A 20,442-nucleotide genomic window follows, 5' to 3' on the forward strand; every position below is an offset into this window, starting at 1 on the left:
ACATCTGTTCTTGGTACCCACAACCGACGTTAGTTCATAGCCACAGGTTATTCATCCTTTCTTCGTTTATTTTTTTCTATGTCAGGCCCCATTCCGCCAGCTTCCGCCGATACCGTTCCGCCGCCAGCTGAATCGGGCGGGCGTGTCGCTGCGAGGACCACTGCGCCGGCCACAATGGCCCCGCTTTCGTGCAGTGCGCGGGCAGCTTCGGCGAGTGTCGCACCGGTGGTCAACACGTCGTCGATAATGATGCACCGGCGGCCGGTTACGCCGTCGGCCTTCCGCGCCGGGACCCTCATCGATCCACGGACGCGGCTGGCGCGGGCTCCACGGCCCAGGCCTTTTTGACCGCCGGGCAGCCCTCCGGGTCCCCTTTGCCACTGCGACTTCCGCAGCACGTCCAACACTGGAGTGTCCGTCAGCCTGCTCGCAGGGCCAAGCAGCAGATGCACAGGGCTGAAACCCCTCCGCACGAAGGCACCGGTGCTGCTCGGAACAGGCACCAGGGCGATCTGGTCTTCGTGCTGCGCAGCGGCAGCGATGGCGCGGACCAGTGCCCGCGACAGAACACGCCTGAGCTGGTGCTGGCCGTGGCCCTTGAATGAAAGGACCGCCTGCGCCAGCTCGTCCCGGTATGCGCCGGCCGCCACTGCGGGGAGTATCACGCTGCCGTCGACATCCATGAGTGCAGGCGCCTGCGCTTCTGCCCTGAACGGGTGGCGGGTCAAGTGCCGGACCCGCCGTTCGCAGGCCACGCAAAGGACCAGGTCTTCAGCGCCGCAGCAGACGCAGTCGACGGGGACGGCCAGCGCCAGCAACTCAGCAACTGCGGCGGCGCCCAGGTCGGCTGCACGCATCAGCCACCGGCGGTGCACTCCCCTGTGTTTGGCCGGGTGCAGTGAACTCGGCCGAAGGTCTGGATCCGCGGGCAACGAATCAATGGCCAGCAGACGGGCGGGGCCGCCTTTGTTTTCGGTGGATGCTGCTGCGGACACCCCCTCATCGTGCCGGCCCGGAGACTCCTGGCGAAGGGCCTGCTCCTCCTATGTGGAAAAGACCGGCACGCTGCGCTCAGCCGGCGAAGGACGGGTCAACCGGGCCCTTGAGCTGCGGCGACCAGCCGTTCCCCAGCCGCTGGAAGATGCCGTCGGCGGATTGTCCGAAGATCTCCTCGGGGCCGTTGCCCGCACTGAGCCCCACCAGACCGGGCCACGGCGCGAGCTGCTGTGGCTGCCCTGAAGTCAGCGACAACAGCTCAGGGGTCACATTTGCTGCTGCTGCGCCCTTCATGACCGCCACAACGGTGTCGCTCACCCAAACACCCTGGTCCGGTTCGCTCCCGGTTGCCAGCGTGATGGGCGGCGTCAACTCCTTTGGTGTCCCGTCGGCCGCACGGATGACGCCCGCAACCTGCACTCGGGTCTTCCCGTTTTGTTCGGAGATGACAAGCACCCGCACGCCTTCACGGGACACCCTCAGGTCCTTCACCGTCCTTCCGGCAAGCCACGCCGGAGACAGGGTAACGTTCGGCACGTCCGCGCCTTGTGCCACCCCCGCCGGCCGGTAGGCCACGATTTCCGTACCGCCGGCAGCCCCCGGGCCTGCCGTCCATACCCAGTCATGGAGACTGAAGGACGGATGCGTGAGCGTGCTGCGGGTGGTGAGTGCCCTCGCGGGCTGGCCCGGGACCATGCTGTAGAGCGTCGTCCGGCTTTCATTGAGGAAGGCTACGCTCTGGGACACCGGCGATTCCGCCGGGTAGCGCGGACCCAGGGCGGACACCGGCTGCATGTCCGGCAGCGGGGAAACACGGTTGTTCTCATAGCGCACCAACTCGTTGCCGCTGACGGCGATCTGCCGGGCCGGGACGCCCTTGTTCTGGACAGGCGGCAGCACCGAACCGTTGTCCTCCACCCGGACCAGGTCCTGATTGGCACGCAGCTCAACGTTGACTACGTCCGGCTGGCTGCGGAAAGTCAGCGCGAGCTGCGTCTGCATCCGCAACCTGTCCTCCGTGGAGGCCTCAGACAGTTCCTTGGCTGTGAGATCCACCTGCGCAGCGCCTGACACGACGGGGACGGATTCCCTGGCAAGTTTGATGCCGGACGGGAACGCACTGACCACAGCACCGCGGAGATAGGGGGCGGGACCGGCGAGCAGGGCGCTGGTCATTGCCTTGACGGTTTTGTTCTTGATGAACCACCGGACGTCGGGAACGGCGTAGGTGAAACTCGGATCGTAGAAGTAGATCGGATACGCGCCATAGATGACCTTAAAGGTCTCCTCCGGGATGGCTGTCCCGTCCGGAATGGCCGAGATCCGCCACTCACCGTCCACCTGGGTTACCGTGGCGGGAATATTCTCCTTGGTACCCTCCGGGGTTTGCGTTGCGATCCCGTCGGCGTCGACTGTATACGCCACGTCCAGTTCGTAGTTATAGACGTTTTCGACGGCGGTGCGCACCACGCGTGCCTCGCGGTACACCAAGGCACGCTGGTCCGGTTTCCAGGCCACCGAGGAGGCCTGGGTCAGATATTCGCGGGCAACAGCGTAGTCATCCTCATAGCCACTCCCGGCACGATAAAAGTCTTCAATGATGTTTTCGGGGGCAGCGCCGGGCTGCGGCGCGGCCGGCAGGAAGACCGGGGCGTTCAGGTTGCCCGCGCTCTCATCGGTGCTCTTCCCGACTGGTCCGGCGGTCGGGATCCGAGCGCAGCCGGCGATGAATAGAACCAGCAGCAGCAGCAGGACAGCTGCCCTGGTGCGCCGAGGCGGCTGCGGGCCTGTCATGACGGCTCCTTGGGCGGCACGTGCACTGCGGTCTTTGATGGTGGAGGCGCTTCCTTGCGAACAATTTGAGCCCCAGCCGGCTCGGCCGCCGGGCCCTTACCCAGGAGCAGGACATCATTCGACCTTGCTGGCACGTCCGGCAGCACGATGTCCTCCGGTTCAAGCTGCACCGGCGATTTGTCGATTTCTTCACCCTGCCGGAGGGGGACAGTCAGCCGGAAGTTGGCTCCACTGCCCTTTTTCCCCCATGCCTGCAGCCAGCCGTTGTGAAGCTTGGTGTCTTCCATGGCAATGGACAGCCCCAGCCCGCTGCCGCCAGTAGTGCGCGCCCGGGCGGGATCTGCTCGCCAGAACCTGTCAAACACCCGCGCAGCTTCGGCAGGAGTCATGCCAATGCCCTGGTCCCGCACGGCCACCCCGACGGCTGTCTGGTTGGCGGCCACTGTGATTGTCACGGGCTTTCCTTCCCCGTGTTCCACTGCGTTCAGGATCAGGTTTCGCAAAATCCTGTCGATCCGGCGTGAGTCCATCTCCACCACGATGCCGCCCGCCGGCGCCCGAAGGACGATCTCCGAACCGTATTCAGCCGCCACGGGCGCGGCGCCTTCAATGACATGGGCGATGACCTGAAGGATATCCTCCGGCTCGGCGTCGAGCATGGCCACCCCGGCGTCAAAGCGCGAGATCTCCAGAAGGTCGGACAACAGCGACTGGAACCTCTCCACCTGGTTGTACAGCAGTTCAGCGGAGCGTTTGTTGATGGGATCGAAATCATGGCGCGCATCGAAGAGCACTTCCGCCGCCATCCGGACGGTGGTCAGCGGTGTCCGCAGTTCATGGGAAACGTCCGAGACGAACCGCTGCTGCATTTGCGACAGCGTGGCCAGCTGGGTGATCTGCTCCTGCAGGCTGGCGGCCATGTGGTTAAACGACGCTCCAAGGCGGGCCACCTCGTCCTCGCCCTTGACCACCATGCGCTCCTGCAACTGGCCCGCCGCCAGTTTTTCCGAGACGACGGCGGCATGGCTGACCGGGCTGACCACGTTGCGTGTCACGTACCAGGCAATGGCGCCGATCATCAACACCAGCACTGCCCCACCGGCCCAAAGTACGCTCTGGATCTCATCGAGGGTTTGCTGCGCGGTGTTCAGGTCGTAGATCAGATAGAGCTCATACACTGTTCCGTTGAAGGTCACCTTGTTGCCGACGGCAATGCCGGGCCGGTCTTCGGTGCCCACGGGAATGACGGTAGAGGCCCAGTACTGGTCCTTGCCGGATTCCTGGACTGCCTTGCGCAGGTCCGGCGGGATGACACTGACCGTCAGTTGGTCGGAGGCCCGGGATTCCACCCAGCGGTTGCGGGGCTTGGTCTGCTGCGGCATGGCTTCAAAAACGTACCGCCGCTGGATCACCGAACCCCGGCCCTCGACCGCGTTCAGGGTGTCGTAGACGAGGGTAATGACGCTGGACTGGTCGGTGACCTGGGCACCGTCAAAGGTGTCCTGAACCTGTTTGACGTTGTAGCGGGTCTCGGACTCGGCCTGGGTAAGGCGCTCCTGGAACAGGTTATTGGCGATCTGGTTCGAGAGGTAGGCACCCACCACGGCAAACGATGTCACAGCCAGCAGCAGTGTTGTCAGCACCGTCCGGAATTGCAGGGAACGGCGCCACCGGCGATGCAGGGACTGCACGATGTACCGCAAGGCTGGGAAGAACCGGCTGATACCAGTGCGGATGAGGCGGGCAACACGGAGGCCGACGATGACTGCCCGCCGTTTCCAGATGCGGGCGCGGAAGGGGAGCTGCTCAAGACCAGCCGCCAAAGAGTCTGTGTGCTCAGGGGCAGCGTGATGTTCTTCCGGACGTGCAGGGTGGTCTTCTGCGGATACATCCGGAGCGCGTCCGCCATCTGCTCCTGTTGGGTCAGGAACCTGCTTTGTAGCCGACACCACGAACCGTCAATACTACTTCCGGGGCCTCCGGGTCCCGTTCGATCTTTGACCGGAGGCGCTGTACATGGACATTGACCAGCCTCGTATCCGCTGCATGGCGGTATCCCCAGACCTGCTCAAGCAGCAGTTCCCGGGTAAACACCTGCCACGGCTTCCGGGCCAGGGCGACCAGCAGATCGAACTCCAGCGGAGTGAGGGAAATGCGTTCGTTTCCGCGGTTGACGGTGTGGCCCGCCACATCAATGGTGACATCGGCAATCCGAAGGGTTTCGGGAGCCTTCTGGTCCCCCGGCCTTAGCCGCGCCCTGACCCGCGCCACAAGCTCGGCTGGTTTGAACGGCTTGGGGACATAATCATCGGCACCGGACTCCAGTCCGCGGACGACGTCGGACGTGTCCGACTTGGCAGTGAGCATCACGATGGGCACGTCCGATTCGGACCGGATCTGCCGGCAGACCTCAATGCCATCCACGCCGGGAAGCATCAGGTCCAGCAGCACGAGGTCCGGCTTCGATGAACGGAACACATCCAGCGCCTGGCTGCCGTCAGCGCAGAAGACCGGCTCAAAGCCGTCATTGCGCAGGACAATTCCGATCATCTCGGCCAGCGCTTCGTCATCGTCAACTACCAGGATGCGTGCCTTCATAGTTATATATTCCCTTATAGACCACCCTTTGTCCTGTTGATCGCCGCCACGGCATGGCGCAACGCTATGATGCCGGGCGCCGGAACTATAGGCTGGGATCGTGCCGGCCCTCGCCGGACGCCTTGGCCGCTGACCTGCGGCAACAGGCGCCCGCCCGCAAGCGTCCGGTTCCGCTCGGGGGAAGGAACAGGTTGTCACAGCAGGATCCGAACGTGCAGCAGCCACCACGGGGCGGCGGGCCGCCATGGCAGCCGCAACCTGGTTTCGGCCCGCCCCAGTGGGGAGGCCAGCCTACATGGGGACCACCCACTGGCCCGGCGCATCCAACGCAGTGGGGCCAGCCGCCCTACAACCCCTACGGCGGTCCGCCGCCCTACCGCCAGCCGCAATACGTTGCCCCGCCCAAACCCGGCATTATCCCGTTGCGGCCGCTGATGTTCGGCGAAATCATTGACGGCTCCTTCCAGACCATCAGGCGCAATGCCAAGGCAATGTTGGGCGCGGCCCTGCTGGCCCAGTCGTTGGCAGTGGTCCTAACCGCCGTCCTGACGGCAGGCACGGTGGCCTCCGCAGCCTCCCTGGAAAGCTGGATCGAGGGCCTCAACGATCAAGACATTGCGGCGGCGGGTTTGGCGTTCCTGGCCGCAACCCTGCTCGTAGTCGTCCTGACGGTATTCCTTTCGGCAGTCCTCCAAGGGGCCATGGTGGTGCCCGTGGCCCGTTCCGTCCTCAACCGCACCACGGGCTTCCGGCAAATGTGGACGCTGGCCAAGGCACATGCCGGCGCGCTCATCCGTCTTGCCTGCCTGATAGTCCTCGGCTGGCTGTTGGGCGCAGCACTGTTTGTTGGCCTGGCGGTCGCCGTGATCGCTGCAGCCGGTGGAATTGGCGCGCTCATCCTGGTCCCCCTCGGATTCGGCGGCTTCGCTCTTTTCATTTGGATCTATATCAAAATCCTGGTGGCCCCTGCCGCCGTCGTCATCGAGGAGCTGGGTGCCATCGACGGACTCCGCAGGTCATGGCAGCTGACCCGGGCAAACTGGTGGCGGGTCCTGGGAATCACCTTGGTGGTGGCCATCATGGTGGGCGTCATCGCCCAGGTGGTGACCATCCCTGTGAGCCTGCTTCCGGCGTTCTATACGTCTGTGGTCTCGCCCCATGGCGGCACGGATCAGGCGATAGCAGCAGCTGTGGTCGTGGCCGTCATCACCGCCATTGTCACCGCGCTTGTCGGCGCCGTTGGTTACGCCTTCCAGACGGCGGTGATGGCCCTGCTCTACCTGGACTTGAGGATGCGGAAGGATGGCCTGGATATCGCACTTCTGCGCCTCATGGAATCCGGGGCCGATCCCGACGGCGTTCCAGGCCGCGGCATCCCGGTACACGGCTGGCCGGCACAGGGTGGACCTTCCAACAATGCAGGACCCGTGTACCGTGCCTGGCCCGATGTCCGTTGAACCTCCCGTCCTGCCCGACGCCGACGAAGCCCGCCGCTGGGCCGTGGAGGAACTGGCCAAACCTGAGTACAGAAGTGCCGAACCTGGCTGGCTGGATGCACTGTGGCGCGACTTCCTGGACTGGCTGGCCTCGCTGGACGGCTCTTCCGGCTTGGAAGGAAATATTGCGGCGCCGCTGACGGGGGTGGTCATAGGAGTCCTGATAGCCGCCGCCATTGTCGTGGCACGGCCGCGCTTGAACGCCCGCACGAAGAAGCCGCAGGAGGTGTTCGACGACGACACGTCCGTCAGTGCCTCGGACTACCGGGGAAGCGCCGCAGCCGCAGCGGACCGCGGAGACTGGGCCGCCGCCGTCGTACACCGATTCCGTGCGCTGGTCCGGGCCGCCGAAGACCGAAGCATCCTGGACGCCAGGCCGGGCAGGACCGCAGACGAAGTGGCACGCGAACTGGCCGGCGTTTTTGTTCCTGAGGCACAGCGACTCGACCGGGCCGCCAGGACCTTCGACCGGATCCGCTACGGCCACGGCGCCGCAGAGCGTGCTGACTACGAAGCCATGACAGCCCTCGAGGCTTCCCTGCAGTCCCTGAGGCCCGGCGACGCTCCGGCCTCTCCTGTGGGCGCCCCATGACAACGGACATCGACGCCCGCCCAGCCGTGTCCGGTGATGCAACCCCGCAGCCCGTCCCTGGCGGGCTGGCGGGCTGGGGCAGGCGCCACCGCGGCCAGGCAGTCGCGGCTGCGGTGTTCGCCGTCGCGCTGGCCGTCACGATCATCACGCAACTGGCCCCGAAGGGTGACTCGGTTCCCCTGTCCATACGGAATGCAGGGCCCGACGGCGGACGGGCAGTCAGCGAAATCCTCGGCCGGCACGGGGTGGATGTTGCCGGCGTCGACTCCTTCAGCACGGCACTGGCTGCCCTGCAGGCCGGCACGGATTCAACGCTGCTGCTGTACGACCGGAACGGCATCCTTGACGAATCGCAACTGGAACGGCTCACCGTAGAGGCCACGCGCGTGGTGCTCGTGACTCCGCGGCTCAGTACCCTGACGGCGCTGGACGCAGGAATCAGCCAGGCCGGGGTGGTGCCTGAAACCTCCCCCACGCTGGAGCCCGGGTGCTGGAACGACGCCGCCGAAACAGCGGGAACGGTTTCCGGGGAGACCGGATTCCTGTACAGCGTTGAGGGCGATGGCGGGAACACTGTGTGCTACCGCCCGCCCGGTTCAGAGGCCGGCCTGCTCGCGACCACCGAAGACGGGACACTGTCAGTCCTGGGAAGCACTGAGCTGATCAGCAACGCCGGGCTCGATGAACGCGGCCATTCGGCCCTTGCCCTCCGCACCCTCGGTGGTTCCGGGGACTTGGTCTGGTACCTTCCGGGACTGGCCGATGTGAGCGGAGCCGGATCCCCGCAAACGCTCAACGAGCTCGCTCCTGACTGGGTGGCGTTCCTCGGTCCGTGGCTGGTATTCGTCGCTGCCCTTGCCATCCTCTGGCGTGGCCGGCGCTTTGGTCCGCTCGTTTTTGAGCCGCTGCCTGTGGTTGTTAAGGCCGCGGAAACCGCGGAGGGCAGGGCGCGCCTCTATCACGATTCCCATGCAGTGGACCGCGCCCGGGACAACCTCCGGGCGGGTACGTTGGTCAGGCTGGCCAAAGAACTGCGGCTGGGACCCGAGGCCTCGGCGGATGACGTTGCCCGGGCCGTAGCGCAGATTGTCGACCGGCCTGAGGGCAGCCTGCGGGAATTGATCAATGAACGGCCCCTGAACGAAGCCAGGCTGGTGCGATGGTCCCAGGAGCTGGACAACCTAGAGAACGAGGTAAGAACCCGATGAATGAACACCTCCGCGGCCCGCAGATCCTGGACCCTATGCAGCACGATCCTGCGCGGCAGGCGCTCCTGGAGGTCCGGAACGAGGTGGCCAAGGCCGTGGTGGGCCAGGACTCGACCGTCACAGGAATGCTGATCGCGCTCCTCGCCCAGGGGCATGTACTGCTCGAGGGCGTACCGGGCGTGGCAAAGACGCTGCTCGTTCGGGCGCTCTCGGCGTCGTTGAGCCTTGACACCAAACGCGTTCAGTTCACTCCTGACCTGATGCCCGGCGATGTGACGGGATCTTTGGTTTACGACTCCCACACCTCGGAGTTCAGTTTCCGCGAGGGACCGGTCTTCACCAATATCCTGCTGGCCGACGAAATCAACCGCACACCGCCTAAGACCCAGGCATCGCTGCTGGAAGCAATGGAAGAGCGCCAGGTTTCGGTGGACGGAGTTTCCCGGCCATTGCCTGCGCCCTTCCTCGTGGCAGCAACGCAGAACCCGGTGGAGTACGAAGGGACCTACCCCCTGCCCGAGGCCCAACTGGACCGGTTCCTACTCAAGCTCACAATGCCGCTTCCGAACCGAACGGAGGAGATGGAGGTGATCCGTCGGCACGCGTCCGGATTCAGCCCCCGCGACCTGGCCGGCGCTGGTGTCCGGGCAGTCGCCGGCGCGCAGGACCTTGAGCGCGCGCGGCAGGCCGTGGCCAACGTCGCCGTCGAACCCGAGATCATCGGCTACATCGTGGACCTGGTCCGCGCCACCAGGGCGGCACCCTCATTCCAGCTGGGTGTCTCTCCCCGTGGAGCCACAGCGCTCCTGAACACCTCGCGGGCCTGGGCATGGATGTCCGGCAGGAGCTTCATCACCCCCGACGACGTCAAGGCCCTGGCCTTGCCCTGCCTCCGGCACCGGGTGGCACTCCACCCGGAAGCGCAAATGGACGGCGTCCGGGTGGATGACGTGCTGACCAGCATCCTGGCCTCCGTGGCCGTTCCGCGCTGACCGGGATGGCACTGTCCGGGCGCTTTGTGGTCCTTGCCCTGCTGGGGCTGTTGCCGGTGCTGTTGTTGCCCGGATGGTGGACCGTACTGGCCGTTATCGTTGTGCTCGCAGCAATCCTGGGCCTTGAGCTTGGCCTCGCGGCGTCCCTGCGCGCCATCGAGGTCCAGCGCCAGGATCCGGGCCAGGTGACCCTGAACGGCGTGGCCCACTCAATCCTGACGGTCCGCAACCAGGGCAGGCGCCAGCTGCGTGGGTTCATTCGGGACGCCTGGCAGCCCTCGGCCGGGGCGCATCAGCCGGTCCAGCCGTTGGACATCCCCGCCGGTGAGCGTCGCCGCGTGCATGTTACGCTCCGCCCCGTCCGGCGCGGGGTCCTCCTGGCTCCTCACGTCACGCTCCGTGCCTACGGGCCGCTGCGGCTTGCGGCCCGGCAGCGCACTATCCCCTGCCCGGGGTCCCTCCGCGTCCTGCCGCCCTTCCACTCCCGCCGGCATCTGCCGTCCAAACTGCGTAAATTGCGTGAACTTGACGGCAAAGCTGCTGTGCAGATCCGCGGGGCGGGCACGGAGTTCGATTCGTTGCGGGACTATGTGCGCGGTGATGACGTCCGGTCGATTGACTGGCGGGCAACCGCCCGCCGTTCCGCCGTCGTCGTACGGACCTGGCGGCCGGAACGGGACAGACGCGTGGTCATTGTGCTGGACACTTCACGGACGTCGGCGGCGCGGATCGAGGACGAGCCGCGCCTGGACACCGGCATGGAAGCTGCCCTGTTGCTGGCGGTCCTGGCCGAACGCGGGGGTGACAGGGTGGACTTCCTGGCCTTCGACCGGCGCCCGCGGGCAAGGGCCGGATCGGCAGTGTCCGGAAACCTCCTGGGCCAGCTTGTTCAGGCCATGGCTCCCTTGGAGGCCGAACTGATAGAGATGGACTGGCAGGGGATCCCGGGCCAGATCAGGGCCGTCTCGGCCCACCGTTCGCTGGTGGTGCTCCTGACGTCCCTCGAAGGTGGAGCCCCTGAGGAAGGGCTTATCCCTGTGGCCACGCGGCTGGCAGCCCAGCACGTGGTGGTGGTGGCCGCTGTGCGTGACCCGCTGTTGGGCCAGATGCTCAAGGAACGTGAGACTGCTGCTGGCGTTTTCCGGGCTGCTGCGGCCGAACGCACGCTGCTGGAACGCGAGGCCGTTACCGCCCAGCTCCGCCAGCACGGGGTCGAAGTGGTGGATGCCGAACCCCACCAGTTGCCGCCTCGGTTGGCAGACATGTATATCCGGCTGAAGGCGGCGGGTAGATTGTGAGATCACGGAAAAGCGCCGGCGCCCATTTAGCCACCAGGAGGTCATGATGAATATCCCTATATACCGGCAGGCTCTGGGTGCGGACTTCGACCGGCTGCAGCCAGAACTCCAGGACTACTTTTCGCTCGTGCCCGGTTCGGGGCAGTACGGCATCGGAGGAGGCGTGTTCGACGTCGTCGGTTGCAGGCAGCGCTGGCTGCAACCGCTGCTGAAACTGACGTCCGGGGAGGAGGCCTTCTTCCCCGAGTACGGCGAGCGCATTCCTTTCAGGATCGAAAACCACGCCCACGAAGATCCCTTTGGACGCTCCAGCCTGACAGCCCGGCGCGAGATCAGGTTCCCTGGCCGGACCCGGATCTTCCAGGACACAACCAGCGTGATTGAATCAAACGACGGCCCACGGCTGGTGGACTACGTGGGCCGGTTCCGGCGGCTGGTTACCGACTCGAACCTCAGCGTCACGGAATCGGGCCGCCTTCGGGGAGTCTCGGAAGCTTCCCGGCTGTTCCTCGGCCCGCTCCGGATCCCGCTGCCTCCCGCTCTCGATGCCAAAGCCTACGCCGAGCAGTGGTGGGACCCTGCCGCCGGGGAACATGGCAAACACCGCATCCAGGTCAAAGTTCTCCAGCCGCAGATCGGGCTGGTCCTGGTGTATGCCGGCAGCTTTGACTACCGGCTGCGCCCCTATGCGGGCGGGAGTTCGGCCCAGAGTTTCCTGCCCCGATACGCGCATCCGGACCGCTGGGAGGACCGGACCTGACAGGCGGCACGCAGCACTGCCTGGCGACGTCGGACTGTATCTACCCCAGTGCCAGCTGGTTCAGCCCGTCGGCCACCTGCGTGAGCCTGGTAAGCACTGCCGTGGCCACCGCCGGGGATTGTCCGGCGAGGCCTGCGGAGGGTGTTACCCGCAAGGCACGCAGGGACGACGCCGGCAACCCGAGCTGGTGCCACGGCCGCCAAACGGATTCGACGACGTCGGGCACTTTTGGCAGATTCCCAGAGCCCACGTCCAGCGCGCCGGCCCACAGCTGTTTGCCGCCCTCGACGGCGCCTGCCAGTTGCTCCCATTGCCGTGATGTCAGGGCCTTCAGGGGCACCGCGATGCCGTCCGCCCCGGCAGCCAGGATGCGGTCAAAGGGGGCTTCGATTTCCGGCACGGCAATGATGATTTCCGCGGCCCCGGCTTCCCGCAGGGCGGCGGTCACCACACTCCAGGACTCGGTGGCCTCCTGCCCCGCCACTGCACGCAGCGTGCGGTAACCGCTCGACGTCGGAATGGTCCCTGCCAGCACGGCAGCGATGTCCGGTTCGTCGAGCTGGACCACGAGGCGTGCCCCGGGAACTGCCGCGGACACCCGCGACAGGTAGCTTCCCACGCCGGCCGCCAAGGAAGCAGCTACGTCCCGGCGGGCACCGTAGTCAAGGAGGGCGCGTTCGCCGTTATGCAGGTGGAGACCTGCTGCAAGCGTCATGGGGCCCACCAGCTGTACCTTCAGCTCCCTGGCGGGGGCATCCTCCGCTCCGGCAACGTCCGCGAGGACGTTGATGTCGGTTGACAACGCCGACGCGGCCCGGCGAACGTCCTTGCCGGGGCGGTCCACCAGCCGCCAGCCGAACGGCTGGACATCCACTGCCATTTCAACCAGCAGCGACGCCGTGCGACCCAGGGCATCCGAGCCCACTCCGCGGTCGGGAAGTTCGGCCAGGAATGGTAAGTGCGGACTGCCGAGTTCGCCGCGGATAATGCGGGCCGCTTCTACCGGGTCCTCCCCCGGCCAGGAACCAAGACCCGTAGCGGTTACCTCCTGCGGACCGGCAGGGAGTGACTCGGGCTGGTTTAGGGCCACGTTGGCCTGCCCCGGTGGGTTCCGGCCTGGCTCTTGTGGGCTGGCGTTCCTCACGCTACGACGGACGCCTGAGGCCCGGAGGGGATTCCTGAGGGCTGCTCCGTCCCCTCGCCGACGTTCGTGTGTCCGGCGGTCTCGTGGTTTTCCGCGGCTGCCTGGTGGTCCTCGGCGATGGCTTCGTGGTGGCGGATCACCTCGCCGATGATGAAATTCAGGAATTTTTCGGCGAACGCGGGATCGAGATGGGCGTCCTCGGCCAAGCGCCTCAACCGCGCAATCTGGGCTGTTTCACGGCCGGGATCGCCCGCCGGGAGACGGTGGGCAGCCTTCAGGAAACCCACTTTCTGGGTGGCCTTGAACCGCTCCGCCAGCAGGTAAACCAAGGTGGCATCGATGTTGTCGATGCTGGAGCGGATCGACAGCAGTTCCGCCATGACCGAGTTATCCACCTGTCCGGCCAGCGAGCTGGCGGCGGCGTCGTAGGTTTCTGAGTCAGGAACGTCGTGGTTGTGCTGCGTCATGGTCCAAGTCTATGGGCAGGGGCGGAAAACCCTTGCGGTGTTAAGCTCGCGCCGCAGCCATCCCGCCGTCGTCCCTTCCGTGCCCCCGGGATGGACACTCTGGCCTCGTTCGGCCGGAGTGTCCATCCCCGCTGGATGGTCAGATTCCCAACAATGCCCGGTGTTCTTCCCGGCGCCGTGCCTGCTCCTCAGGATCAGGCACCGGAAGCGAGGCAATGAGGCGTTTGGTGTAATCGTGCTGCGGCGCCCCCATGACCTGGCTGCCGATCCCCTGTTCCACGAGTTTCCCCTTGTAAAGGACACCCACCCAATGGGACAGGATGTCCACCACTGCGAGATCGTGGCTGATGAACAGTGCCGCGAACCCGAATTCGGCCTGGATTTCCTTGAACAACTCCAGGACCTTGGCCTGCACCGAAACGTCCAAGGCCGACGTCGGTTCGTCCGCGATCAGCAGCTTCGGGTTCAGGATGAGGGCCCGGGCCAGCGAGGCCCGCTGGCGTTGGCCGCCTGAGAGCTCATGCGGGTATCGTGCCGCGTACGACGCCGGCAACTGGACTGATTCAAGCAGCTCTCCAACGCGTTTGCGTGCCTGCGCCGGGCTCGGGTTGGTGTGGATGATCATTGGCTCCGCGACGCAGTCCCCGATGGTCAGCTGGGGATTGAACGACGCTGCCGGATCCTGGAAAACGAACCCGATGTCCTTCCGCAGCGGCTTAAACGTCCGTTCCTTCAGGTTCAGCATCTCGTATCCCAGCACCTTCAGGCTGCCGCCTGTGGTCCGATTCAGGCCCGCGATGGCCCGGCCAATAGTGGTCTTTCCGGAGCCTGACTCCCCCACCAGCCCAAAAACCTCGCCTTCGGACACGGTGAAGCTGACGCCGTCGACGGCTTTGAAGGACGGCGTCCCCAGCCGGCCGGGGTACTCGATGGTCAGGTTCCTCGCCTCCACGAGGACCTTGGCCTTTTGGTGGGCGCGTTCCGTCATGCCTTCCGACGCCGAGTTGTGCCCCAGGTGGGGCACGGCCGCCAGCAGCTTCTTGGTGTAATCCTGTTTGGGCTCGGCAAACAGCACCCGGGAGGTTGCCTCCTCCACCACGTCGCCCTGATACATCACCACCACGCGGTCAGCCAGGTCGGCCACCACGCCCATGTTGTGTGTGATCAGCACGATGGAGGTCCCGTACTTGTCCCTCAGGTCCCGCAGCAGTTGCAGAATCTCCGCCTGCACCGTGACGTCCAGGGCCGTGGTGGGTTCATCGGCCACGATCAGCCCCGGGTTCAAGGCCAGGGCCGCAGCGATAACAACGCGCTGCTTCTGGCCGCCGGAGAACTGGTGCGGATAGTAGTTCACTCGATGTTCCGGATCCGGGATCCCCACTTTGCGCAGCGCCTCAATGGCCCGGGCTTTCGCTTCCTTGCCGGAGACGCGTTTCCCTCCGCCGGCATGGGCACGGATGCCCTCGGCAATCTGCCAGCCCACAGTGAATACCGGGTTCAAGGCTGTGGAGGGCTCCTGGAACACCATGGCCACATCGCGCCCACGGATCTGCCGCAGTTTCGAGGCACTCACGCTGATGACGTTGTTTCCGTTGATCAGCACGGCCCCGCCGCTGGTAGCCGTTTCCGGGAGCAGCCCAAGAATTGTTTTGGCGGTCACCGTCTTCCCCGAGCCCGATTCACCGACTATGGCCAGGACCTCTCCGGCCTTTACCTCAAGGCTGACGTCCTTCACGGCGTAGACATCACCGCCGTCCGTGGCGAAGGTGACTTTGAGGTGGTCTATTTCCAGGACCGGCTGGCCTGCCGGCCTGGACTGGTCCGATACGGATCCAATATTGATGGTCATAGTCCCTTCACATCCTCTGCAATTGAGGCCTGGCCGGCCGCGGGGACTGACCCCGGCCTGCCTTTGGCGCCGGCTGCCCTGCGCCCGCGAAGGCGGGGATCGTTCAGGTCGTTGATACTTTCGCCCACGAGGGTGAGGCCCACCACCGTCAAAACAATGGCCAGGCCAGGGAACACCCCTGTCCACCAAATGCCCGAAGAGGCGTCGGCGAGCGCTTTGTTCAGGTCAAAGCCCCATTCAGCTGCCGAGCTCGGCTCGATGCCAAAGCCCAGGAAACCCAGGCCGGCCAGCGTGAGGATGGCCTCGGAGGCATTGAGCGTGAAGATCAGGGGAAGCGTCCGTGTGGCGTTGGCGAATATGTGGCGGCCAATGATCCGCGCACTGGAGGCGCCAACAACCTGGGCGGATTCCACGAACGGTTCGGCCTTGAGCCGGATCGTTTCGGCCCGGATCACCCTGAAATACTGCGGGACAAACACTGCGGTGATAGCGAAGCCGCAGGCGAGGATGCCTCCCCAGAAACCGGATTGTCCCTTGTTTATCGCTATGGACATCACGATCGCCACGAGGAGCGTCGGGAAGGCGTAGATTGCGTCCGCGATCACCACCAGCACACGGTCCAGCCAGCCGCCGAAGTAGCCGCTGACCAGTCCCAGGAAAACCCCCAGGAAGATGGACATCAGCACTGCCGCAACAATCACCGCCGCCGCCGTCTGTGAGCCCCAGATCACCCGGGACAGGACGTCGTACCCACCTACCGTTGTCCCCAGCAGATGCTTGCCGCCGGGTTCGGCCTGTGCCGGGAAGGAACCTGCGTCATCGGAAATCTGGGCGTATCCATAAGGCGCCAGCAGCGGCGCGAAAACTGCTGCCACTGCAAAAAGGGCGCACAGGACGACGCCGATGAGCAGCATGGTGCGTTGCAGGCCGACGCTTTGGCGGATGTGGGAAGTGACCGGAAGCCGGTCCAGGAGGGGCTTCTTCCTCGGTTCCATCGTTGTAGCTCCGCCCATCAGTACCTCACCCGCGGATCAATCAGTGCCGCGGCGATGTCAACCACAAAGTTGGTGACGGCCACTATGACAGCGAGCAGCATGACGATGCCCTGGACGGCAACAAAGTCACGCGCCGTGAGGTACTGTGCCAGCTGGTACCCCAGGCCCTTCCACTCGAAGGTGGTTTCGGTCAGCACTGCACCGCCCAGCAGCAGCGCAATCTGCAGCCCCATGACCGTGATGATGGGGATCAGTGCAGGTTTGTAGGCGTGTTTTGTCACGAGCCGGTATTCGCTGACTCCACGCGACCGGCCCGCCTCAACATAGTCCCTGCCCAGGGTGCCGATGACGTTGGTGCGGACCAGGCGGAGGAAGACGCCGGCGGTCAGGAGTCCCAGCGCGACGGCCGGGAGGACGGCATGGTGGACGATGTCGGAGAAAGCCGCTATGTCACCGCTGCGCAAGGCGTCCAGCCAGTAGATGCCTGTGGGCGCCGCCAGCCTGCTCATCGCCAGTTCCGTCGTGGTGGAGGCACGGCCGGCCACAGGAAACCAGCCCAGTGCCACAGAAAAGGTCAGCTTCAGCAGTAGGCCTGCGAAGAAGACCGGGGTGGCATAGCAAAGGATGGCGAACGTTCGCAGGAATGCGTCCGGAACCTTGTCGCGTTTGTGGGCGGCGAACATTCCGAGCGGAATTCCTACAAGCAACGCCACGACCACGGCGTTGATGCTCAGTTCGAGGGTGGCGGCACCAAACCTGGTGAGCATGTCGATGACGGGCCGGCCATCTGAAATAGTCCGGCCGAAATTGCCGGTGGCGATGCTGCCAAGGTACTCAATGTACTGAATGAAAAGGTTCCGGTCGTAGCCGGCCTCGTGGACCAGCGCGTCAATCTGTTCCTGCGGCAGGCGTCCGCCCTGGGCCGCGGTAATGGGATCGCCGGTGATCCGCATCAGGAAGAAAACGAGGCTGACGAGGATGAAAATCGTGGGGAAGATCAGCAGGAAGCGGATCAGGATGTATTTCCCGAGGCCACCTCCCGCGGATTTGGATTTGGCGGGCGCCACCGTTGGCGGCGGCGCATCGATCATTGTGGCCATGCTGTCCCTGCTTGGTCTGGATTAGAAATTGTGGAGCCAACACGCAGGAGGCAGGGCCGTCCGGCCCCACCTCCTCACGCGGATATTTTTTGGGTGCTACTTGGAAACGGTGCCGAGCCGGAACTTGAACGACGCGTCCAGGGTAGAGTCCACGCCCTTGATGCTGGTGCCAGAAACAGCCACCTGTGCGCCTTGCAGCAACGGCAGGGTGGAGATGTCCTTGGCAAGCAGGTTCTGGACGTCCTGGATCGCCTTCTCACGCTCTGCCTTGTCGGCGGTGACCAGCTGCTTGGCGATCAATGCTTCGACTTCAGGATTGGAGTAGTGGTTGTTCATGAAGCCGCCACCCACAAAGAACGGGGTCAGGTAGTTGTCGGCATCGCTGAAGTCCGGGAACCAGCCCAGCTGGAAGACAGGATAGCTGTCCTTCTTCGAGGCTGAGTTATAGGTCACCCACTCGGTGGACTGGAGGTCAACCTTGAATAGTCCGCTCTTCTCCAGCTGGTCTTTCACCATGGCGTATTCGTCACCGGATGATTTGCCGTAGTGGTCAGGGTTGTATTGCAGCTTGATGGTCACCGGGCCGGTGACACCTGCGTCGGACAGGACCTTCTTGGCCTTGTCCAGGCTGGGCTTGCCTGAGCCATCGCCGTAGGCCTGCTTGAAGGACTCGTTTGCCCCGGCAAATCCGGACGGGACGTTGGACCACATGGGCAGGTACGTACCTTTGTAGACTTGGTCCGAAATGGCCTGGCGGTCAACGAGGTTGGCCGCGGCCTGACGGACGGCAAGCGCCTTCTTCGGATCCGCTTCCGGGGTCTTGGTGCCGTACGGCATGGTGTCGAAGTTGAAAACGATGTACCGCATTTCACCGCCGGGCCCGACATGCACCTTGACGTTGGAGTCCTTCTTAAGGTCATCGATATCCGTGGCGCTGAGGCTGCGGTTGGCCACATCGATCTGCCCGCCCTTGACCTCCAGCTTCATGTTGGTCTGGTCGGTGTAGTACTTGATGGTGGCCCCTGCGTTGGCAGGCTTGCCAAGAACGCCGTCGTAATCCGGCCACGCCTTCAGGCTGACCAGCGTGTTCTTATTGAAGGAATCAATGACGTACTGCCCGTGGAACGCATTGGCCTTGACAATTTCCTCGTCGGCGAGGAGCTTGTCCGCCGGGAAGACTTCATCGTCAACGATCGGACCGGCCGGGCTGGTCAGAATCTGCGGGAACGTCTGGTCGTTGGCCTTTTTCAACGTGAACACCACGGTGGTGGCATCAGGGGTGGCAATGGACTCGATGTTGGTCAACAGTGAGGCGGGCCCGTTGGGATCCTTGATGGCCGTCTGGCGGTCAAACGAGAATTTGACATCTTTGGAGTCGAGCACGTGTCCGTTGGCCCACTTGAGGTCGCTCTTAAGCTTGACCGTGAATTCTGTGGGCTTGGTGAACGAGGCCGATTCGGCCAGGTCCGGCACCGGCTCCGCGCCACCGGGCTTGGAGTTCAGCAGGAAGGAGTAAATCTGGTTCATCACCATAAATGAACCGTTGTCGTACGAGCCTGCCGGATCGAGGGAGGTGACTTTGTCCGTAGTGCCGTAGGCAATGATGCTGCTTGCATTCTCCGATGCTGTGCTGCCGCCGCCACCACCTGAGGGACCCGTGCAGGCCGTCAATGCGAAAGCGGAAACACCCGCGAGCGCGATAGCGCTCCGCAAGGCTTTGGTGCTCTTGATCATCTGTGAACTTTCTGTTCGATGAGTACGCGCTCGCCGCCCGCTAATGGGTGTATTTGCTTGAGCGGGCAGCGCGCTGTCCTGATGCCTAGATTCAATCAGACCAAGCTGTTGTGAATCGATTCATTTTGTGAGTTGAGACACAAAATTTACCTGAATGGGTTCGCGCTCTCACTTTAATGCGTGTGAGGCCCCAACCCGCGTGGCGGGTGGGGCCTCTACCGAAGATTTGCGCCGGCTAGGGCAGGCTACAATTGCGCGCGCTGCAACGAACGGGCGGCGTCAATGGTGGCCTGGCCCAGCACTCGGGTGCCCTGGTACAGGACTACCGTCTGCCCGGGGGCGACGCCGCGCAGCGGCTCCGTGAGGGTCACTACCAGTTGCCCCGAAACTTCGCCGGCCCCAGGTGCTTCCATCCGGGCGGTCGCCGGAACGGGGTCACCATGCGCGCGTACCTGGGCGTAGCAGTCGAAGTCCTCACCCGTGGCTATTTCCGCGATGGGAAGACCGGCCCATGAGACCTTGATTCCACGGATCTCGTCGATGGCCAAGAGTGCCTCCGGTCCCACCACGACCTTGTTTTCCTTCGGCCGGATCTCCAGCACAAAGCGCGGCTTCCCGTCGGCGGCAGGGGTGCCCAACTTCAAGCCCCTCCGCTGGCCTACGGTAAAGGCGTTGGCACCGGGGTGCTGGCCTACCTTGGTGCCGGTTTCATCAACGATGTCCCCGGTGGTCATCTCGATCTTTTCCGCCAGCCAGCCTGCGGTGTCGCCGTCGGGAATGAAGCAGATGTCGTGGCTGTCCGGTTTGTTTGCCACGGACAATCCGCGGCGTTCTGCTTCGGCACGGACTTCGGCCTTCGACGGAGTGTCGGCCAGCGGGAACATGGAGTGCTTGAGCTGCTCATGGGTCAGGACACCGAGGACGTAGCTCTGGTCCTTGGCCCAGTCTGCTGCGCGGTGCAGTTCGGGGTTACCGTCAGTGTCTTCGATGACTTTGGCGTAATGGCCGGTGCAGACAGCATCGAAGCCCAGGGCGATGGCCTTTTCCAGCAACGCCGCGAACTTGATGCGCTCATTGCAGCGCATGCAAGGATTTGGGGTGCGGCCCGCAGCGTACTCGTCGATGAAGTCCTGGACCACATCCTCCTTGAAACGTTCGGAGAAATCCCACACGTAGTACGGGATCCCGAGCACGTCGCACGCCCGCCAGGCGTCGCGGGAGTCTTCGATGGTGCAGCAGCCGCGGCTGCCTGTCCGCAGCGTGCCGGGCATCCTGGAGAGCGCCAAGTGGACACCGACGACGTCGTGGCCGGCCTCGACGGCACGTGCTGCGGCAACGGCGGAGTCGACTCCGCCGCTCATGGCTGCTAGAACTCGCATGCTGGCTTTCCGTTTGGTGGAAGTGTGTTTGGGGTTGTGT

17 protein-coding genes are annotated in these 20,442 nt (G+C 64.4%); 6 read left to right on the top strand and 11 right to left on the bottom strand.

Annotated elements, in window-relative coordinates; genetic code table 11:
- Positions 1–47: 47 nt before the first annotated feature.
- The 4 genes from ACFC25_RS04705 to mtrA form a co-directional block, all read right to left on the bottom strand.
- On the bottom strand, positions 48–995 hold the full coding sequence (locus tag ACFC25_RS04705; RefSeq protein WP_376044300.1) for a ComF family protein: 948 nt from the start codon (positions 993–995) through the stop codon (positions 48–50).
- 76 nt (positions 996–1,071) lie between these two features.
- Positions 1,072–2,790: an LpqB family beta-propeller domain-containing protein gene (locus ACFC25_RS04710; protein WP_337350975.1), complete on the bottom strand. Its 1,719-nt coding sequence runs from the start codon at positions 2,788–2,790 to the stop codon at positions 1,072–1,074.
- Positions 2,787–4,613 (bottom strand): MtrAB system histidine kinase MtrB, encoded by a 1,827-nt coding sequence (mtrB, locus tag ACFC25_RS04715; RefSeq protein ID WP_376044301.1) that lies wholly within the window; start codon positions 4,611–4,613, stop codon positions 2,787–2,789. Before mtrB ends, ACFC25_RS04710 begins: the two co-directional genes overlap by 4 nt.
- A gap of 100 nt (positions 4,614–4,713) precedes the next feature.
- Positions 4,714–5,388: an MtrAB system response regulator MtrA gene (gene mtrA / locus ACFC25_RS04720; protein ID WP_337345761.1), complete on the bottom strand. Its 675-nt coding sequence runs from the start codon at positions 5,386–5,388 to the stop codon at positions 4,714–4,716.
- 212 nt (positions 5,389–5,600) lie between these two features.
- Between mtrA and ACFC25_RS04725 the strand changes: the two genes are divergently transcribed.
- The 6 genes from ACFC25_RS04725 to ACFC25_RS04750 are packed head-to-tail and all read left to right on the top strand — an operon-like array spanning position 5,601 to position 11,734.
- Positions 5,601–6,845, top strand: a complete 1,245-nt coding sequence (locus ACFC25_RS04725) for a hypothetical protein (RefSeq protein ID WP_337350974.1) — start codon at positions 5,601–5,603, stop codon at positions 6,843–6,845.
- Entirely contained in the window at positions 6,835–7,476 is a 642-nt protein-coding gene (locus ACFC25_RS04730; RefSeq protein ID WP_376044302.1) for a DUF4129 domain-containing protein, read from the top strand. The genes ACFC25_RS04725 and ACFC25_RS04730 overlap by 11 nt, the downstream gene beginning before the upstream one ends.
- Complete coding sequence (locus ACFC25_RS04735; RefSeq protein ID WP_376044303.1) at positions 7,473–8,684, top strand: DUF4350 domain-containing protein; 1,212 nt, start codon at positions 7,473–7,475, stop codon at positions 8,682–8,684. Before ACFC25_RS04730 ends, ACFC25_RS04735 begins: the two co-directional genes overlap by 4 nt.
- On the top strand, positions 8,681–9,676 hold the full coding sequence (locus tag ACFC25_RS04740) for a MoxR family ATPase (RefSeq protein ID WP_337350971.1): 996 nt from the start codon (positions 8,681–8,683) through the stop codon (positions 9,674–9,676). The genes ACFC25_RS04735 and ACFC25_RS04740 overlap by 4 nt, the downstream gene beginning before the upstream one ends.
- A gap of 5 nt (positions 9,677–9,681) precedes the next feature.
- Positions 9,682–10,974 carry a DUF58 domain-containing protein gene (locus tag ACFC25_RS04745; RefSeq protein WP_376044304.1) on the top strand — a complete coding sequence of 431 codons (1,293 nt, stop codon included), beginning with the start codon at positions 9,682–9,684 and terminating at the stop codon, positions 10,972–10,974.
- Between the two features lie 46 nt (positions 10,975–11,020).
- A complete protein-coding gene (locus tag ACFC25_RS04750) occupies positions 11,021–11,734 on the top strand; it encodes a DUF4166 domain-containing protein (protein ID WP_376044305.1) in 714 nt (237 codons plus the stop codon).
- Positions 11,735–11,774: 40 nt separating this feature from the next.
- Here ACFC25_RS04750 and ACFC25_RS04755 read toward each other — a convergent pair whose 3' ends face one another.
- The 7 genes from ACFC25_RS04755 to mnmA all read right to left on the bottom strand — a co-directional run bounded on the left by ACFC25_RS04755 (position 11,775) and on the right by mnmA (position 20,402).
- A complete protein-coding gene (locus tag ACFC25_RS04755; protein WP_376044306.1) occupies positions 11,775–12,824 on the bottom strand; it encodes a hypothetical protein in 1,050 nt (349 codons plus the stop codon).
- A gap of 50 nt (positions 12,825–12,874) precedes the next feature.
- A complete protein-coding gene (locus tag ACFC25_RS04760) occupies positions 12,875–13,345 on the bottom strand; it encodes a chorismate mutase (protein ID WP_337350969.1) in 471 nt (156 codons plus the stop codon).
- A gap of 139 nt (positions 13,346–13,484) precedes the next feature.
- A complete protein-coding gene (locus tag ACFC25_RS04765; RefSeq protein WP_337345754.1) occupies positions 13,485–15,194 on the bottom strand; it encodes an ABC transporter ATP-binding protein in 1,710 nt (569 codons plus the stop codon).
- Positions 15,191–16,189, bottom strand: a complete 999-nt coding sequence (locus ACFC25_RS04770; protein ID WP_376044307.1) for an ABC transporter permease — start codon at positions 16,187–16,189, stop codon at positions 15,191–15,193. The genes ACFC25_RS04765 and ACFC25_RS04770 overlap by 4 nt, the downstream gene beginning before the upstream one ends.
- Positions 16,190–16,206: 17 nt before the next feature.
- Positions 16,207–17,289: an ABC transporter permease gene (locus ACFC25_RS04775; protein WP_376044308.1), complete on the bottom strand. Its 1,083-nt coding sequence runs from the start codon at positions 17,287–17,289 to the stop codon at positions 16,207–16,209.
- A 96-nt stretch (positions 17,290–17,385) separates the two neighbouring features.
- Positions 17,386–19,023 carry an ABC transporter substrate-binding protein gene (locus ACFC25_RS04780; RefSeq protein ID WP_337350965.1) on the bottom strand — a complete coding sequence of 546 codons (1,638 nt, stop codon included), beginning with the start codon at positions 19,021–19,023 and terminating at the stop codon, positions 17,386–17,388.
- Between the two features lie 245 nt (positions 19,024–19,268).
- Positions 19,269–20,402 (bottom strand): tRNA 2-thiouridine(34) synthase MnmA, encoded by a 1,134-nt coding sequence (gene mnmA, locus ACFC25_RS04785; protein ID WP_337345750.1) that lies wholly within the window; start codon positions 20,400–20,402, stop codon positions 19,269–19,271.
- Positions 20,403–20,442 lie beyond the last annotated feature (40 nt).

Source organism: Pseudarthrobacter sp. NPDC055928, assembly GCF_042270935.1.
Taxonomy (GTDB): domain Bacteria; phylum Actinomycetota; class Actinomycetes; order Actinomycetales; family Micrococcaceae; genus Arthrobacter.